The 17,770-nt window shown below is 34.7% G+C and carries 11 protein-coding genes; 5 read left to right on the top strand and 6 right to left on the bottom strand.

Annotated features, from left to right (window positions below; genetic code table 11):
• Positions 1-13 precede the first annotated feature (13 nt).
• Genes Q1A60_RS04955 through Q1A60_RS04930 form a run of 6 tightly spaced genes read right to left on the bottom strand, consistent with a single transcriptional unit; the run spans position 14 to position 10,401 of the window.
• Positions 14-736: a 4'-phosphopantetheinyl transferase superfamily protein gene (locus Q1A60_RS04955; RefSeq protein ID WP_299767290.1), complete on the bottom strand. Its 723-nt coding sequence runs from the start codon at positions 734-736 to the stop codon at positions 14-16.
• Between the two features lie 5 nt (positions 737-741).
• Positions 742-3,168, bottom strand: a complete 2,427-nt coding sequence (locus Q1A60_RS04950) for a condensation domain-containing protein (protein ID WP_299767291.1) — start codon at positions 3,166-3,168, stop codon at positions 742-744.
• A gap of 42 nt (positions 3,169-3,210) precedes the next feature.
• The gene (locus Q1A60_RS04945) at positions 3,211-5,403 is read right to left on the bottom strand and encodes a condensation domain-containing protein (RefSeq protein WP_299767292.1); all 2,193 of its coding nucleotides are present in this window, start codon (positions 5,401-5,403) and stop codon (positions 3,211-3,213) included.
• Positions 5,403-6,200: a hypothetical protein gene (locus Q1A60_RS04940; RefSeq protein ID WP_299767293.1), complete on the bottom strand. Its 798-nt coding sequence runs from the start codon at positions 6,198-6,200 to the stop codon at positions 5,403-5,405. The genes Q1A60_RS04945 and Q1A60_RS04940 overlap by 1 nt, the downstream gene beginning before the upstream one ends.
• Positions 6,201-6,211: 11 nt before the next feature.
• A complete protein-coding gene (locus Q1A60_RS04935; protein WP_299767294.1) occupies positions 6,212-9,163 on the bottom strand; it encodes an amino acid adenylation domain-containing protein in 2,952 nt (983 codons plus the stop codon).
• Positions 9,164-9,171: 8 nt separating this feature from the next.
• The gene (locus Q1A60_RS04930; RefSeq protein ID WP_299767295.1) at positions 9,172-10,401 is read right to left on the bottom strand and encodes a HupE/UreJ family protein; all 1,230 of its coding nucleotides are present in this window, start codon (positions 10,399-10,401) and stop codon (positions 9,172-9,174) included.
• A 593-nt stretch (positions 10,402-10,994) separates the two neighbouring features.
• On the opposite strand from Q1A60_RS04930, the gene Q1A60_RS04925 reads away from it, so the two are divergent.
• Genes Q1A60_RS04925 through Q1A60_RS04905 form a run of 5 tightly spaced genes read left to right on the top strand, consistent with a single transcriptional unit; the run spans position 10,995 to position 17,697 of the window.
• Positions 10,995-12,146, top strand: a complete 1,152-nt coding sequence (locus Q1A60_RS04925) for an acyl-CoA dehydrogenase family protein (protein WP_299767296.1) — start codon at positions 10,995-10,997, stop codon at positions 12,144-12,146.
• Positions 12,147-12,175: 29 nt separating this feature from the next.
• Positions 12,176-13,741 (top strand): amino acid adenylation domain-containing protein, encoded by a 1,566-nt coding sequence (locus Q1A60_RS04920; RefSeq protein WP_299767297.1) that lies wholly within the window; start codon positions 12,176-12,178, stop codon positions 13,739-13,741.
• A 2-nt stretch (positions 13,742-13,743) separates the two neighbouring features.
• Positions 13,744-13,980, top strand: coding sequence for an acyl carrier protein (locus Q1A60_RS04915; protein ID WP_299767298.1), 237 nt, complete (start codon positions 13,744-13,746; stop codon positions 13,978-13,980).
• A 32-nt stretch (positions 13,981-14,012) separates the two neighbouring features.
• Positions 14,013-17,168, top strand: a complete 3,156-nt coding sequence (locus tag Q1A60_RS04910; protein ID WP_299767299.1) for an amino acid adenylation domain-containing protein — start codon at positions 14,013-14,015, stop codon at positions 17,166-17,168.
• 55 nt (positions 17,169-17,223) lie between these two features.
• Positions 17,224-17,697, top strand: coding sequence for a hypothetical protein (locus Q1A60_RS04905; protein ID WP_299767300.1), 474 nt, complete (start codon positions 17,224-17,226; stop codon positions 17,695-17,697).
• The last annotated feature ends 73 nt before the right edge of the window (positions 17,698-17,770 follow it).

The following is a 17,770-nucleotide window of genomic DNA, read 5'->3' as shown; positions in this document are numbered from 1 at the left end:
AGAGGATTTCTAGCTATTGATAACTCCATGAGGTAATACCCGCTACATTTCCTTTTACAGAAACAGCTCCGATATAATCTTTTCTAGGTTCAATAGCATGTAACATCCATTTTTCTTTTTCTTCTTTATCCCATTTTGTATCTATAAGCGTTGCTTCTTTGGTAGATTCCAAACTCACTACAAATTGATCTAGCGGAAATGCGAGTCCGCTTCCTACTGCTTTTATAAAGGCTTCCTTTCGCGTCCAGCAATTATAAAAAGCTTGGGTATGATAGTCTTGATCTAGTGCAAATAGGGAACGTACCTCTTCTTCAGAGAAAAAGTGTTCTGCAATTTTTTTAACATCTACTTCTCTCTTGGTATATTCTACATCTACTCCTATACGATGCTTTTTAATAAATCCTAATATTATAGTATCTCCAGAATGTGAGATATTAAACTTTATATCGTTAGAATGTATCACATAAGGCTTTCCGTTAGGACCAAACTGAAACTCAATGTGCGCTGGAGCTATTCCTAAATAATTTCCTAATAGCATTCTCAACACCCCTCTTGCAATGATAAAACAAGAGCGATCTTTTTGAAATCTAAACTTCAATGCTCTCTCTCTTTCTGTAGCGTTAAGAATATCCCAATAGGTAGATATTCTATCTTCATGCATGTTTTTGCACACAGACCAAAGATGTAATTGATCTGATGGCAAAGAGAGGTCTTTATTTGAAAAAGCAGTCCACATACTGTTTAGTTTTCTACAATTACTTCATCCATAGCCTGTGCTGTATATAGTACATCAGGATCTTCAAAAAATGTAGCATGTTGTCCTTTGGTGGTTTTTACATCAATTTCGCCTAGTACTAAAGGTTTCCATGAGCGTACAATCTCATTATTATAATGATCATCTCCTTTTTCTGTAAGAACAAGAGATACATTATCAATATTGGTATTCCATTGGTAGGCAGTAAATAAATCAACGAGATGTAATCGCATCTTTTCGGTGTTCTTTTCGGCTTCATTTCCAAAAAGCTTTACACGCAAAGGTTTTAAATAGAACATCACTCTAAATCCAATCATTGCATATAATGCTTTGAAAGGGTTTGAGAAAAAACGTTTTAAAAATGCTGTAGTTCTAATAACCAATCGTTCTTTATTGAACAATAATCGATGTTCAGCGATGGTATCTGCTACAATAAGATGTGCATTTCTTCCTTTAGATTTTAAATGAGCTACCATTTCTAATCCTACTGCTGTACTAAAACAATAAACTACTATATTCAAAGTTCCTTCCGGTTGTACAAGACTGATCTCATCTGCATAATCTCTTGCCATCTCCTCAATACTTTGGTGCTTATTATCTTCCCCGAAAATCCCTACAGGTTGTAATGCATATACAGGTCTTTGCGCATCTACAGCATCTGCCAAACTTTTATAAAAAAACACGTGACCTCCTCCTGCATGAATACAAAACAAAGGTGCTTTTTCTCCTTTTGTTTTGATAGGAACTAAGTATTTCCACGCTACGGTATCTGTATCCCCTTTGGTATTAATAACTTCTGCTAATGCTTGAATAGTAGGTGATTCCAACAATGTAGTTGGAGATAATTTAACTCCTAATTTTTCCTCTATAAGCACAAACATTTTGACAGACAATAATGACTTCCCGCCCAAATGGAAAAAACTATCGGTAATACTTATATAATTCATACCAAAAAGCTGTTCCCAGATTTCAACCAGTGTTAATTCCACTTTATTTCTAGGAGCGACATAGGTTGTTTCTTTCTTTTCAAAATCTTCTTGAACTTGTAAGTCATCCAGTATACGCTTTCGCGAAAGCGCACTAGGAATTATTTGAATTTGTTGCAAGGCATCATTTACTGAAGTATCTTTATTTAAAAGTAAGGTGACTGCTATCGTAGGGATCACATTGAGAAACCACTCTATGATAGAGGTTGGAATCACATCGGTATTTACTAATATATCATACTGAATACAATCTTCTATTTTAAAAATTACGGTCAAAGGATAGGTCGTAGTGATACCACTTTCAAAACCACTCACCGTAAGATCACCACTGGAAATATCTTCCCAAGGAAAATTTTCAAAAACAAATAAATTATCAAATAAAGGTTGATCTTCAGGCACATTTGCCCACGAAACAATCTCATCTATTTTACAATATTCATAGTTACGTGCTTCTTGCTGCTGAGACTGCAATTCCTGTAAACAGGATTGGAATGAATGGGAAACATCAAAAAGCGTACGTACGGGAAGTACATTGGCAAACATTCCTGCCATACGTTCTATATTTGGGAACGGGATAGAACGTCCAGAAACTGTCGTTCCAAACGTCACATCTTTGGTATTAAAACACTTAGCAAGTGCTAATGACCAAATTCCTTGAAATAATGTATTAAGCGTTACTTTATAATATTTAGCTAGTTTTTTTAAATCATTAGAGGTTTGTTCTGTAAACTTATTTGTATATGTCGTAGGGCTTTTTCCCAATGACTGTGCTGTACTTTGTTGAAATAAAGACGCTTTTGTAAAGTTGTCAAAAGTAGTTTCCCAAAAATTTGCTGCGCTATCTGATGTATTTGCCTTTAACCAATTTCTATATGATTTATAATTTGGTATCGTTGGTAATTGTGGTGATGTTCCCGAAGATAAACTTCCATAATAGGCAAACGCATCTTTTAAAATAATAGTAGATGACCACCCATCTAATAATAGATGATGACATTCCCATACCAGATAATAGCTATCTGTTGCTTTTTGAATAACAGTTATTCTAGAAAGAGGATTTTCTTCAAATGCAACCCCAAGATCTTTTCGTTCTTTTTTATACGCCTCTAGCGATACCCCTTGTTCTTCTATAGGTTGATCTCTCCAATCCAAAAATGACCACTGAATTTCTTTTTCTGGTCGTACCAAAAGTACTGGGCGTTCTACCTTTTTCCAGTGTACAGAAGTACGCATGACTTCATGACGCTTTGTAACTGTTTTCCACGCTTGTTTAAATACGTCTATATCTAGATTTCCATCAATCACACACTGAACAGTCAAAAAGCCTTGGTCTTCTCCCTCTGTTAAGTGATGGAAAAGTAACCCTTGTTGCATAGCTGTAAGCGGGTAGATCGCATCTATTTTAGGTTTTTTGATTGTTGTTTCCATGTGTATTTTCTTTTATATGATGATCGTACGTATACGCTAGATTTATTCTAAAAAGTCGAGCAGACTATCCAAATCATCTTGACTTATCTCTGCATCAGAAAAATCAGAAGGAGTATACCCACCATTTTCTATTTGGTTACAATACGTACCAATCTCTTGAATACGTTCTTTAAAGTCATTCATTAATAGTTTAATTGTTTCAGATGAGTGTACAGTACTTCCATAACTACAGCTACCATATAATTGTTCATCAATAATCTGTACATTTATTTCTAATTTATAATGACGCTCACTTCGTAAGTCTCTAAGGTTTTCAGAGAGCGGTGTCACTATAATTCCATGATCGGCTGTAGAAGTGGTTTTAGTTCCTAAAAAATTAAATACAATCTCAGGATTTCCAATAGCTCCAAATGTATTTTTGAGATAGCGTAATGCACCGTATCCTATACCTCCATTGGGAATGCTTCGCATTTTTTCTTTTACTGATACTATTTGGCTTTCTAAATCATGATAGGATGTGTGAGCAAATTTTACTGGAAAATAAGAAGTAAACCATCCTACTGTTTTAGACACATCGAGTTGTGATTCTGCAGTTTCTCTACCATGTCTTTCAAAACCAATAGCGACTTCATTTTGCTGACTCCACGTACTTATAGCTGCTACAAATGCAGTAATAAGCAGTTCTTCTATCTTTGTATTATAGGCTTGATTTGCTTCCTGTACCCCCTTAGTAACCTCTTTATCTAATGTGAAATGAAGTTGTACAATGTCTTTTTCTTCAATCACTGTATGATCTTCTTTATCAAAAGGTAAGGCTGCTACAGGTGTTATTTGAGACTTCCAAAAATCAAGTTCATTAGTAGTTATCGTATCTACATACGTCTGGAGATATGTATTCCATTCGGTTATGGAATTAGTTTTTGGTTCTTTTTTAATACTTTCCGTTATCGCTACCTGTTGTAAAGCACTTATAAAATCGTCTGTAATAATTTGCCAAGACACCGCATCTACAATTAAGTGATGTGCAATAAGTAGGCAGAAATTTGCAGTCGCATTCCCTGTATTAAAATAGAGACACTTAAATAAAGACCCTTCAGATAAGATAAAGGCATCTTGAACACGCTGCATATGTTGGGATGCTACTTGCTCATAGTTTTCTGGAGCAACTCCTGTACAATCCACATATTCTAATGCAAAAATTTGTTCTGGCTTTCCTATATCCTGAATCCATGTATCATCTTCGAGTCTAAATCGAGATCGCAATGTATCATGTTGGATAATCATATAATCGCACACTATTTGTAATTGCTTCTCTGAAAAAGCAGCTAGTGCATCTAACCGAATGCCTTGATTCCAATAATGAGGTGCATTTTTATGATCGTCAAAAAACCACTGTTGTATAGGAGATAAAGAGACCACTCCTTGTAACAATTCGTTTTTAAATTCTTTTGTTTCCGCTTTCGCGAAAAGCGATAACTCAGCAATCGTCTGGTGTTCAAATATGTGATTAGATTCGAGAATAATTCCTTCCTTTCTAGCCTTTGCTATAATCTGAATGCTTAATATTGAATCTCCGCCTATCTCAAAGAAATTATCATCTTTATGAATAGGAGAAAAACCAAGTGTCTCTTCCCATATTGTAATGAGTTTTTCTTCAACAGAAGTATCGTTATTTTGAAGAGTTTCTGCAAAAAGACATAACTCTGCAATGGTTTGATGCTCAAACAATGCATTAGATTGTAATACAACACCTTCTTTTCTTGCTTTGGCGATAATTTGAATACTCAAAATAGAATCCCCTCCTATTTCAAAAAAGTTATCTTCTTTGTGAATGGGAGAAAAACCAAGTACTTCTTCCCAAATTGTAAGTAATTGTTGTTCTGTTTTATTAGAAACACTCTTAGTTGCATCATTTGAAATAGATGCTGGCGATGTTGTTATAGATGCAGTACGTAATTGTTTTCTATCTATTTTCCCATTAGGTAATACTGGCATATGGGCTACAGGAACAAACTGTGACGGCACCATATAATCAGGGAGTTTGCTTTGAAGCTCTTTTCTTAATTGATCTGCCGAAAACGGATCACTTCCTTGCACATAAGCAACAATACGCTTACGACCTGAGGTCGTTTCATTTTTAGTTTGCATTGCAATGGCTTCTTTCGCTTTAAGCAATAACAGCTTTTTCCCTTTTGGGCTTAATGCTTCTATTCTGTCTTCTATATTTCCTACCATTACTTTATTGCTTTTACAACTACAATTGAATTTGCCCACCAGATGTCTTTTACATCTTCTGGCATGGTAAGATCAACGATTTGAATACTAAACGATGAAAAGTGTTTTAGTAATAATCGTTGATGCTCTCTACTTAATGAATCTATCTCATTAGAAAAATATGTAAATGATCCTCCTGGATTAAGATGACTAGATGCATACGGGAAGAAGTGCTCTGCAAATGTGATACTCTCCTGGACATACTTCATATACTCCTCTTCGTTTAATGGATAGGTATGAAAAAATATCCCATCAAATAATCCTAAGTCATCTATTGTATCTTGCCATAAGCCTTTTACCATACGTATATCAGCTCCTGTAAACTTCTCTTTCCATTCTTGAAAGTAATCATTGATTACAGCGTCATTACACTCAATAATTGTATGAGATTTCACACGATGTTCTTGAATCATATCTGAAGAAATACCGCGCCCAAAACCTATTTCTAGAATATCACCCTGAGTCTCACAAATCACATCAGCCATACCTTGCATAAGTGGTATTTGCCAATCTTCCATAATCTCTTGATCAGAAAGCTGTGTATGGGTTCTATCTTTTATTTCTCTAATCTCAGTAGCGACATTTCCAGGTACAAAATGCTTTGCTTGTTCATCTATCGCTTCTATATCTGCCGAAAATTCTTTGAGTGCTCTATTAATTACTGCAGATCGCTGAATAGCTCTAGGGGGGGTTATAAAATTTTCCTCCTTTATAGTAAGCTGTACTTCGTATCCTTCTGATCTTCTAACTCTTCGCATGATCTGTATTTTTAATCTAATGTATCCAGTATTACTGCTATAGCTTCTTCTGGAAGTGTTTCTATAGAAGCTAGTAACTGATGCACTTCTGTATTTGATATATATTTTGTGAGGGTGTTTGCTAGTTGTGATGCATTCCCAGACGTTAAGGTCTCCCAATCAATTGCGTCTGTTTCATTCTGTACCATGACTATAGCTTGTTGTACTCCTGTGGCGATATTAATCTGTTCTGCAATCTCATCAAGTTCTATGCGATACCCTCGTATTTTTACTTGTTGATCCTTCCTTCCTAAAAATTCTATCGTACCATCGGCTCTATACTTGGCTATATCACCTGTTTTATAAAGACGTTTTGTAACATCTGTATTAAAAGGGTGTTGTGTAAATGCTTGTGCTGTTTTCTCTGGATCATTCAAATATCCAGATGCAAGTCCTAAACCGCCTATATATAATTCACCTGGAGTACCATAAGGAACTCGCTTTGCATCATCATCTAGAATGTATACTTGTATATTTTTAATAGGACGTCCAATAGGAATGCTATTTGCATTAGCATCTGAAGGTTGTAATTGATGTGCAATACACCATACAGTACTTTCTGTAGGGCCATATTCATTGTATAACTTCACCTCAGGTAAAGTATCAAAGTGTAACCTTGCAAGTTGTGTAGCACAAGCTTCCCCAGCCACAATCACTGTATCTAATGAAGTAAGTTTTTCTACATCTCCATAGTTTACAATATGCGTATATAATGAAGGGAGCATTAACGTATGTGTTACCTTATTTTGATGTATTGTATGTACCAAACGATCTATGTCTTGTTCTAGATGTTTTTCTGATATCACTAAGGTCCCTCCTGTACATAAACTCCAGAATATTCCTGTTTTAGAACTATCAAAAGAAACCGAAGACATCACTAAAAATGCTTTAGGATCATAGCCATAAAAATCGGTTCTGGACAGTGTAGAGTTGATAATATTCTTATGTGTGATAGGAACTCCTTTAGGCATTCCTGTGCTTCCAGAGGTATATATTACATACGCAAGATCACTACTCTCTACTTTTGGTAAATTCACCTCAGCATGATTTGTTTCTAAAATGGCTTCGAGTGTGAGCGTTTGTACTGGTACATTTTCAAAGCTAACTACTAAATGTTGTTGGGTGATAACCGCTTTCGCGAAAGCGTTATTAAGAATATACGAAATGCGATCTGAAGGGTACTCTGGATCGAGCGGAAGATATGCAGCGCCTGCTTTAAGAATTCCTAACAGTCCTATAATCATATGTTCGGAACGCTCAATACACACCCCTACAATATCATTTCTCTGAATGCCTTGTTCTAAAAGTTGATGTGCAATTTGTGTTGCACGCTCATTTAACTCTTTATAGGTGATTTTTTTATCTTTAAATGCAACCGCGATAGCATCTGGTTGCTGTAATGCTTGAGCTGTTATAATTTCATGAATTCCCTGATGTGGAATTTGATATTCTTGTACAGGAGCTTCTAACGTCGTATAAAACTGTGTTTCTTGTGGTGTTTGTACTTCGATTTCTGAAAGAATCACCTCAGGATTTTGAATTACTGTTGTAAGAATTCTTTCAAAATGAGTATGCATACGCTCAATGGTTGTTGCATCAAACAGATCTGTTGCATATTCCATCAACGACATTAATGCACCTTCGTCTTCAGATATATAGAGTGTTAGATCAAATTTAGCAACACCTGCATCATAAGGTTCATAAGTGATTTTTATATCATCTCCTAATGTTGGTGTTTCTGGAACTTTGTGATACAGAAACATCACTTGAAAGAAAGGATGCACACTTAGCGACCTTGTAGGTTTTAGCGTATTTACTAGGGTATCAAAAGAAATATCTTTATTAGAAAAAGCATCTAAGGTAGTTTTCTTAACTTCTTTTACCAATGCTCTAAACGAAGTTTCTTTCTCAACTTTAGTTCGTAAGACTAAGGTGTCATTAAAAAATCCGATAAGGTTTTCTAAACGCGTCTGATCTCTTTTGGTGATAGGCGTACCTACCAAGATATCTTCTTGACCAGCATATTTTTGTAATAAAACGTAGTAAATACTAAGCATCGTCACATATGGAGTTGCTTCTAGTTTTTTACAGGCATCAAAAAAGGCTTTGGATGTTTGATCACTATATACTTGCTTATGAAATGTTCCTTTATAAGAGGGTTGTGCTTTTTTTGGATAATCGGTAGGTAGATTTAATGTTGGCAAATCTCCTGAAAGCTTTTGCTTCCAATAGTCCAGGTGTTTGTTATTGACTTCTTGACTTCCTTGCCAATGTGCATAGCTCGCGTATTGTATTTCAGGTTTTTCTATATCTGGAGTCATTCCTTTTACTAGACTGGCATAATGTGCAGCTAGTTCTTTTCGGAAAACCTTCATAGACCACTTATCAGTTATAATATGGTGCATGACTATTAAAAATAAAAAGTCATTCTCTGCAACTTTTATAACAGTAGATTGTAATAAGGTTTCATCAGAAAGGTGAAATGTATGACTTGCATGGGTACGTATTAACGCATCTGCTTTTTGAGATGCTACTTCGTAAGATGCGTCACTAAAATCATAATATGAAAACACCGAGTTTGAGGTAGGTGTTGTATGTACTTTAGGAACCCCTTCTTCTACCTGGAAATTTGAACGTAGAATATCATGCTTGTCTTCAATGAGACGTATACTCTTTTCAAATAAGGACACTTGAAGATCGCCTTGTAATCTGTATAATTCAGAATAATTATAAAAAGGATTATCCGGAAATAATTGCTGTAAAAACCAAAGTCGTTTTTGTTCTCGAGATAAAGGCACAGCAATCTCTTCTGGTATTTTTGTAATCTCAGTCGTTTCTACAGCCTTCTTATCACGATTTTTCCATCTAGATAATAAAGACGCTTTAGAAGAGAATGTGCTTTCTTTTTTCACAGTAGTATTCATTTATGATTTTATTTCAATCCAAGTTTGACAGCAAGCTCATATAACCAATAGGTAATCGTATCTTCTACTCCGAGGTTTACATCAAATACTCTTTCTATGATCCAATAAATAGAAGCTAGAATTAAAAAGATAGATCCTCCAACAAGTATTTTTGGGTATGATTTTCTATTTCTAATAAGAAATAGAATTGGAAAAATAAGTGCGATGATAACGAGTTGACCTATTTCTACACCAATATTAAATCCTAAAAGGGAATACACTAAAAATTCATCCTTAAGACCTATATCTCCTAATACACTCGCAAAACCAAATCCGTGAAATAATCCAAAAACAAAAGCAATTACCCAATCTCTTCCTTTAAAAATAGGTTTGATGTTATGAAATGCTGCCAGTCCAATAGAAAAAGCGATAATAGATTCTACAATCCATCCTGGTAAGCTAATAATTTGTAACGCAGCAAGACTTAATGTGATGGTATGTGCAATTGTAAAAAATGTTACAATTTTTATGATATATGAAAAAGCAGGTTTAAAACGAGTCACGGGTTTCCAACTCTTAAGAGGTGATAATTTCTCATCACGTCTACGCCATACAACTGCGGGTAGTATAAGAGCAATTAAAAAGAAAATGTGATCTGTACCAATCCATATATGCCAAACTCCTTGTTTGATCATCGCAACAAATCCTTTCCAAACAGAAACCTTTGTTAGATCTAATGTATCTGTAGGACTATCTGGTGTAAAGTATAATGAGATATTAGACTCGTTATTAATAACACCAGCTTTCCAATTATACTCCATCGTAAGAAATCCTCTGTGTGTAGGAGATTCTTTAAATGCAATATTATAAGTAACATCCATGGTATCTGGAAGAGGATCTACATTATCGAGATCAAAAAATACCTGTATATAATCTCCTAATCCTGTGGATAAAACATCTATCCCTTTAAATGTGACATTATGAGCCCCTGCAGATGAAGAGAAACTCGAATGCTCGAGTAAATATGCTCTCAATTCCTTATAAAGAGGTTCTATAACCTCTCTGCTATTTCCTTCTTTAAGAAGTTCCCAATTAAAAATTTTATTCAGGTCTTCTGCTTGTATTTCAAATCGACCTTCTATACCATCAGACTCATAAATTCTAAGAAATATAAAACCTTGCTCTGGAGCATGCGCATTTGCAAACAGAGAATTCAACAGTATAAAAACAAAAAGAAAACGGGTGATTATTTTTTTCATTAATAGGAATGTTTTGTTTTTAAAAAATAGAAGAGTGTGTTTTTAGCATCATAAATCAAAGCATCAATACTGCTTATTTTATTTCATTTTGACAATTACAGAAAGCTATATTCTATCCGAAATTGTTTTACCAAAAATTGCTCTTTCACTCAAGTGTTTTTAATTATCATATCAAAAGAACAACATAAAGACTTCTTATTCTATTAAATATAGATGAAGAGGAAAAAAAGAGCCTGAAAGGGAATTATATCCCATGAAAGAATTATAAAAAACCAATATTTCTATTCTAAATTTTATTCCTTTTTAGAGTCCGTTATTCTTAATTGAGAAATGAATTTAAATTATCTTAAAATTCTACTCAAATAGAAAACAAATAAACAAACAACTGAATATCAATTATTTAAATAAAAAAATGATTCTAAAAGGAATATTGATATTATGATTTAGTGATGTTTAAAGAATGTCGTTTTTTCCTTTTTAAAGGGAAAAATTCCCATTGACATAGTTTTAATTTATAATAAGGAGAGGCTGTTGTTAATTTGCTTAAGTAATTACTCAATGAGTGAAAAACAAACTTTAAAAAGGATACTATTTTGGATTTTTCTTGGACAGAAGAACAGCTACAATTTAAGAATGAAGTCATCAGTTTTGCAGAAACAAAATTGAATGATTCACATCTTGCCAATGATCATCAACTTGAATTTACAAGGAAGAATTGGCAACTGTGTGCAGATTTTGGTTTGCTCAGTTTATCGGTTCCTAAACAATATGGTATCCATACAAAAGACATCGATATTCTGTCTGCGATATTAGCCATGGAAGGGTTGGGATATGGATGTAGAGATAATGGGTTACCCTTTGCAATGAATGCACAAATATGGACCGTGCAGCTTCCTATCGCGCATTTTGGAACAGAAGCTCAAAAGGAAACCTTTTTACCAAAACTAACTTCAGGAAAATGGATTGCATGTCATGCACTTACCGAACCTGAAGCGGGTTCTGATGTTTTTAGTATGCAAACCACCGCTACCAAAGTAGAAGGTGGGTATCTACTTAATGGAAAGAAACACCTTATTACATTAGGTCCTGTTTGTGATATCGCATTAGTATTTGCTGTTACAAATCCTAAAGTAGGTAAATGGGGGCTTTCTGTTTTTATCGTAGAAAAAGGAACCGAAGGATTTGAAACCAGTCCTAATAAATCAAAAATGGGCTTACGTACAGTCCCTATTGGTGATCTTACATTCACAGATTGCTTTGTAAAAGAAGAAAATAGATTAGGAGCTGAAGGTGCGGGTTGGAGTATTACAAATCACTCATTAGAATTAGATCGTTGTAGTGTACACGCAAGTCAAATAGGTGCAATGGAGCGTCAACTAGAAGCATCTATAGCGTATGTAAAGCAACGCAAGCAATTTGGGCAGTCTGTAGGGCAATTTCAATCGGTTTCTAACAGAATTGCAGATATGAGATTACGTCTAGAAACCTCACGTCTTTTATTATATAAAGTAGCTTGGTTAAAAAGCCAAGGGAAATCGGCGATGCTAGAATCAGCCATGCTCAAATTACAAATAAGTGAAAGCTTTGTTGCATCTAGTCTCGATACAATAAGGAATCATGGTGGATATGGGTACTTAACCGAAAATGAAGTAGAACGAGATTTACGAGATGCCGTCGGGGGTGTTATTTATGCAGGAACCTCCGATATTCAACGAAATATAATTGCTAAAACTATTGGGCTATAAGCTTTCGCGAAAGCGTAAAAAAAAGATATATGTTAGTATACACACTTCCACATATTATAGAAAATGCCGCAAAGCAGCAACCTGAGAAGATTGCTTTTAAATATCTAAATGATACGATTACGTTTTCAGAATTAAACACAAAATCAGATCAACTAGCGCAGTATTTTATAAGCCAAGGAGTTCAAAAAGGAGACAGAATTGGGATTTACATGCCTAGATGTTTAGAGACTACTATTGCTATATATGGGGTATTAAAAGCTGGTGCAGTATATGTGCCGTTAGATCCTTTTGCGCCAATATCACGAATAGAGTTTGTTTGTCAAGATTGCAATATTAAACACCTTGTTAGCATTCCGCAACAATTAAGAAAGCTAAAGAAATTTTCTAGCGATGTAGGTTTGGTGTCTGTTATAGGAATTCATCAAGAAGTATCATATGCTACTTCTATTTCTTGGGAAACTATTTTTCAGGTTTCGCTAGTTCCATCAACTCCTGTAAATATACTAGGAGATGATCTCGCGTATATTTTATATACGTCAGGATCTACAGGGACGCCTAAAGGGATTATGCATACACATGCAAGTGCATTGGCTTTTGTAAAGCTTGCAGCATCCATGTATGAGATGCAAGATGCAATTTATGGAATGCATGCACCTTTACATTTTGATCCGTCAGTACAAGGATATTATGCGGCACCCTATGCACTAGCGACAACAATTATAGTCTCTGATGCACATACAAAAATGCCTGCTAGTCTTTCAGAACTTATAGAAAAAGAAAAAATAACGATTTGGTTTTCTGTGCCATTAGCATTAATACAGATGCTTTCACATGGAAATCTTGATCAAAGAGATATGTCATCATTAAAATGGGTGTTATTCTCAGGAGAAGTGTTTGCTACAAAGCATTTACAAGCGTTAATGAAGCGCTGGTCTTTTGCTACGTTTAGCAATATATATGGGCCTACAGAAACCAATCAATGTACTTATTACCACCTTAACACACCGCCTGTAGAGGATACACCTATTCCTATAGGATATACTTGGGGAGATACTGCATTTAAAATTATAGATACACAAGATCAAGAAGTTCAAGATGGTGATACAGGAGAGCTTGTGATACGTTCTGCTACTATGATGAAGGGCTATTGGAATAATCCAACCTTAACACAAGCTTCTTTTTATAAAGATGAGACCATCATTGGTGCACCACACATCTATTACAGAACAGGAGATCAAGTATGTCAAGACGAAGAAGGAAGGTTACGGTTCTTAGGAAGAAAAGATCATCAAGTAAAAATAAGAGGATATAGAATTGAATTAGGAGAGATAGAAAGCGTGCTTACCTCCTATCCGGATATTGAAGAAGCTGTTACTATTGTAACTACAGATGTGAAAACAACGCAGAAAAAACTTATTGCTATCCTTTTGCCTTCTCAACATACTACAATTGATATAGAAGCACTAAAGGCATATTGCCAAAAGAAATTACCCGTATATGCGATTCCCGATAAGATAGACATATATCATCAGTTCCCAAGAACTGCTTCAGGAAAAATAAATCGTAAAGAAATAGAAAAACGAATAACGTCATAAAGATGCAGGAAAAGATTATAAAATATATAGAAGAAGAACTTGCTAATGAAGAGATCGATGGTGGTTTAGAAATCACAGAAGATTTATTAGGAAGTGGCATTTTAGACTCATTAGGAATGATGAAACTAATTGCATTTCTAGAAGAAGAATTTGGGTGTAAAGTATTACCAGAAGAAATGGTGATCGAAAACTTTATGACCGTAGCACATATGAAAGAATATTTAATAAGTAAACAGTAATCTATTTTCTAAACGATAAAACAATAGTTATAATGAAAAACAACTACGAATCTCTAACACAAAGTCAATCACTACTTTGGATAGGACAGGAAATGAATCCTGAATCTCCTATGTATAATATGGTGATGACTTATGAGTTAAAGGTTCCAATATCGGTAGTACATTTTAAGATGGCTTTCCAAGCGCTTATCAATAGATATGATGCACTACGATCTGTTTTTCAAATAAAAGAAGGAACACCAACACAGGTGTTTTTACAAGAGCACACGCATGAACTTGAGATTATTGATTTTTCTAAGGAAGAAAACCCAATACAGGCATACAAGCATTGGCAACAAGCTAGCATCATCAAACCATTTAATATATCTGTTAGTGTACTAGATAGTGCACTTATCAAATTGAACAAATCACATTATATCTGGTATATCAATCAGCATCACTTAATAACAGATGCATGGAGTAATAGCCTTCTTTTTTCTGCGATTACACACTATTATCAAGAATATAAAAATGGTGCAGACCTCTCGGAAATACAAAATGAGACTTCGTTTAAAGCTTATATACAACAAGAGAGATTAGAAAGAACACTCTCAAAAAATGATACCGCTAAGGAGTATTGGGCTCAAAAAATAAGTAATTGCCCTCCTACTCCAAACTTATATAATAATCCTCAAAGCACTATAGGTACAGAATCCACTCGACTATATATAAATTTAGGTCTTGAACGATCTAAAAAATTAAGAGCTTTAGCTAACGAAAAAGGAGTTCGTGTCTGGACGGAACACTTATCCTTATACAATATATTCTTAACGACTCTCTTTGTTTATTTATATAGAGTAAGTGGACAAGAACAATTAACTATTGGTTCTCCAACACATAATAGAATATCAAAAAAAATCAAAGAAACAGTAGGTTTCTTTGTAGAGGTATTCCCGCTGTTTGCTACTATTGATAAAGAAGAAACATTCCTCTCCTTATTACAAAAAATACAAGTAGAGAGTAATCACTTTCTAAAACATGCTAAGCCCGGTATTTCGACATCAGATGCGCATAGAAGTTTTAATGTATTATTCAATTATATACATGCAGATTACACAGATTTTGATGGGGTTCCTGTACGTTCAGAATGGGTACATTCTGGTCATCATGACCCAAGGCATCACATACGCTTGCATGTACACGATTTACATAATACTGGAGAGATTCAATTGTATTTTGATCTGAATGATCATGTTTTTGATACCCAAAAACAAGCATTAATACCACAACATTTCAATAGGCTTTTAGATGCATTTATTACTCATAAAGAACAAGCTATAGCACTACCTTCTATCGTAAGTAAACAAGAACAAGAAAATACATTTAGCGCTTTACATCAAAACATAGATGCCACTACTGCTTATGATAGTATCCTAAGCCAGATAGAACAACAAGTCGTAAAAACACCTCTTGAACCAAGTATTGTTTTTGGAGAAGAAATAATTACGTATCAAGAACTCAATGAAAAAGTAAATCAGTTTGCGCATTACCTACTAGAACAAAATATAGGTGTGAACTCTCAAGTTGCTATATGGCTTAAGCGTTCTCCTGCATATATCATAAGTGTACTTGCCGTTCTTAAAACTGGTGCTACCTATATCCCAATTCCCTACAACTATCCAATAGATAGAGTTGCATATATGATAGCAGATAGTGAGGCTTTGTTACTTATTGGACATGAAGACAAACAACTGAATGTTCTTAAAGATTCTCAGGTAAATACGCTCTCTATTGATTCATTAGACACGACGGTACTTTCTACATATAGCAATACAAACCCTTTAATTAAGATTCCTAAAGAAACAGTAGCATTCTTGATTTATACCTCAGGATCAACTGGACATCCAAAAGGAGTTAAAATCACACATGGTGCATTAAGTAATTATATACAGTGGACAAAAGAAGCATACATCACAGCACATGATATTCAAAAACCATCTATCCCCCTATTTACAACAGTTGGTTTTGATATTACGGCAAATGCGGTATTCCTCCCGCTTATTTGTGGCGGAAGCATTCATGCCTATCAAGAACGTGATACCGAAGTAGATCTTTCAATCATTGATGTCGTAGAAGACAATAAAGTTTCTTTTATCAAATTAACACCGGCCCATGTAAATTTTATAAAGGACAAAGAACTTTCTCACAGCGCAATTGAAGTTATTGTTGTTACTGGTGATGAGTTTAAAACAGCTTTAGGTATTGATATGCTCAGTACTTTCAATAATCAAGTACATATCTACAATGAATATGGACCATCAGAAGCAACGATAGGTTGTATCTATCATAAATTCAATTCTGAAATAGACATAGCTGCTAGTGTTCCCATAGGACTCCCTATTCGTAATATGCAGGTCTACATACTAGATCGTTTTCTAAATCCAGTACCACAAGGTGTCATAGGAGAGCTATATCTAGGAGGAACAGGGCTGTCAAGCGGGTATTGGAATAGACCAGAACTTACCCGTACTAAGTTTGTTCAAAACCCTTTCCAACCCAACACTACGCTATATCGTACAGAAGATCTTGTAAGACTTAATGATCAAGGGATTATTGAATTTTTAGGGCGTACCGATTTTCAGGTGAAAATTAATGGATATAGAATTGAATTAGGAGAAATAGAGGCGTGCCTTTTATCCTATACCGCTATAAATGCATGTACTGTTATCGTTTCAAAAAATGAAGAAGGATTTAAAAGCTTAGCAGCATATTTCTCTGTAACAACAGTCGTTGACTTAAAAGAATTACAACAATTCCTTAGTCAGAAGTTACCAAAATATATGGTTCCGATGTATTATAAACAGTTAGAAAACCTTCCACTTTCACCTAATGGAAAGGTAGACAGAAAAGCATTGGCACTTATAGATGCAGAAGCGGTACAAAGTACACATGAATATATAGCCCCAAGAAATGAAATAGAAGAAGAAGTGGCTAGTATTTGGTGTTCTGTTTTTAATCTAACAAAAATTGGAGTGTATGATTCTTTTATTGAATTAGGCGGAGAATCACTTATGGCTATCCAAATCACTACAAGAATTAATGAAACTTTTGAATTTAAAATGCCGCTTAATAAAATATTTGAGTTAAAAACCATTGCCCATATAGCATCATATATAGAAGAAACATTGATTAGTTTATTACAAGAATAATAAAGTATAAAATAGTAAAAGTACAGGGTACGCTTTCGCGAAAGCGTATAAAAAAATGAAAACAACAGCATCAAAAGGCATTAAGCCATTCATCCTTAACCTCATCATAGTCACTATGAGTCTTTTGTATGTGTTTGCTCCTGTACACGTAGAAGTAAATAAACTGTTACATGCTGTAAGTCATAGTTTGGAAATGCCCGACTATATTCTCACACACCAAGATACGTCTGGTATTCATACACCAATAAGTACACATGAAAGTGAAACCCATAAAAACATCATAGCACATCACGATCATAAAGTCATCGCGCTTCTAGACAACATACTAGAGGGTGCTAACCAAAATAGCGATTCATCAGATGCGCAAACTAGTACATTAAAAATAGATAAACACATAAATAATTATACACATAATGCCAAAGAGCCCTTTGAAATAACGTTTCTAGAAACAATACAACGCTTTCCAGAAGAGATAAAAAGGGTTTGCAAAGGATATTTACAAGGTTTTAGAAAACCTCCCAAAGCATAATTACGTATACACATTTATAAAGCTTAAAAGTATCTGAATACATAATTGAGGATACACTCATTTACATATTTAA

Origin of the sequence: uncultured Dokdonia sp., from assembly GCF_947492535.1 — a bacterium.
In the GTDB taxonomy this organism is placed as follows: Bacteria; Bacteroidota; Bacteroidia; order Flavobacteriales; family Flavobacteriaceae; genus Dokdonia.
The sequence above is the reverse complement of the archived record's forward strand: the minus strand, read 5'-3'. Positions and strand labels throughout refer to the sequence as shown.

Bases quoted from the DNA above. Each gene is read 5' to 3' on its own strand.
- Q1A60_RS04955 (WP_299767290.1), bottom strand. From the start codon at position 736: ATGTGGACTGCTTTTTCAAATAAAGACCTCTCTTTGCCATCAGATCAA.
- Q1A60_RS04910 (WP_299767299.1), top strand. From the start codon at position 14,013: ATGAAAAACAACTACGAATCTCTAACACAAAGTCAATCACTACTTTGG.
- Q1A60_RS04935 (WP_299767294.1), bottom strand. From the start codon at position 9,163: ATGAATACTACTGTGAAAAAAGAAAGCACATTCTCTTCTAAAGCGTCT.
- Q1A60_RS04940 (WP_299767293.1), bottom strand. From the start codon at position 6,200: ATGCGAAGAGTTAGAAGATCAGAAGGATACGAAGTACAGCTTACTATA.
- Q1A60_RS04920 (WP_299767297.1), top strand. From the start codon at position 12,176: ATGTTAGTATACACACTTCCACATATTATAGAAAATGCCGCAAAGCAG.
- Q1A60_RS04945 (WP_299767292.1), bottom strand. From the start codon at position 5,403: ATGGTAGGAAATATAGAAGACAGAATAGAAGCATTAAGCCCAAAAGGG.
- Q1A60_RS04905 (WP_299767300.1), top strand. From the start codon at position 17,224: ATGAAAACAACAGCATCAAAAGGCATTAAGCCATTCATCCTTAACCTC.
- Q1A60_RS04950 (WP_299767291.1), bottom strand. From the start codon at position 3,168: ATGGAAACAACAATCAAAAAACCTAAAATAGATGCGATCTACCCGCTT.
- Q1A60_RS04930 (WP_299767295.1), bottom strand. From the start codon at position 10,401: ATGAAAAAAATAATCACCCGTTTTCTTTTTGTTTTTATACTGTTGAAT.
- Q1A60_RS04915 (WP_299767298.1), top strand. From the start codon at position 13,744: ATGCAGGAAAAGATTATAAAATATATAGAAGAAGAACTTGCTAATGAA.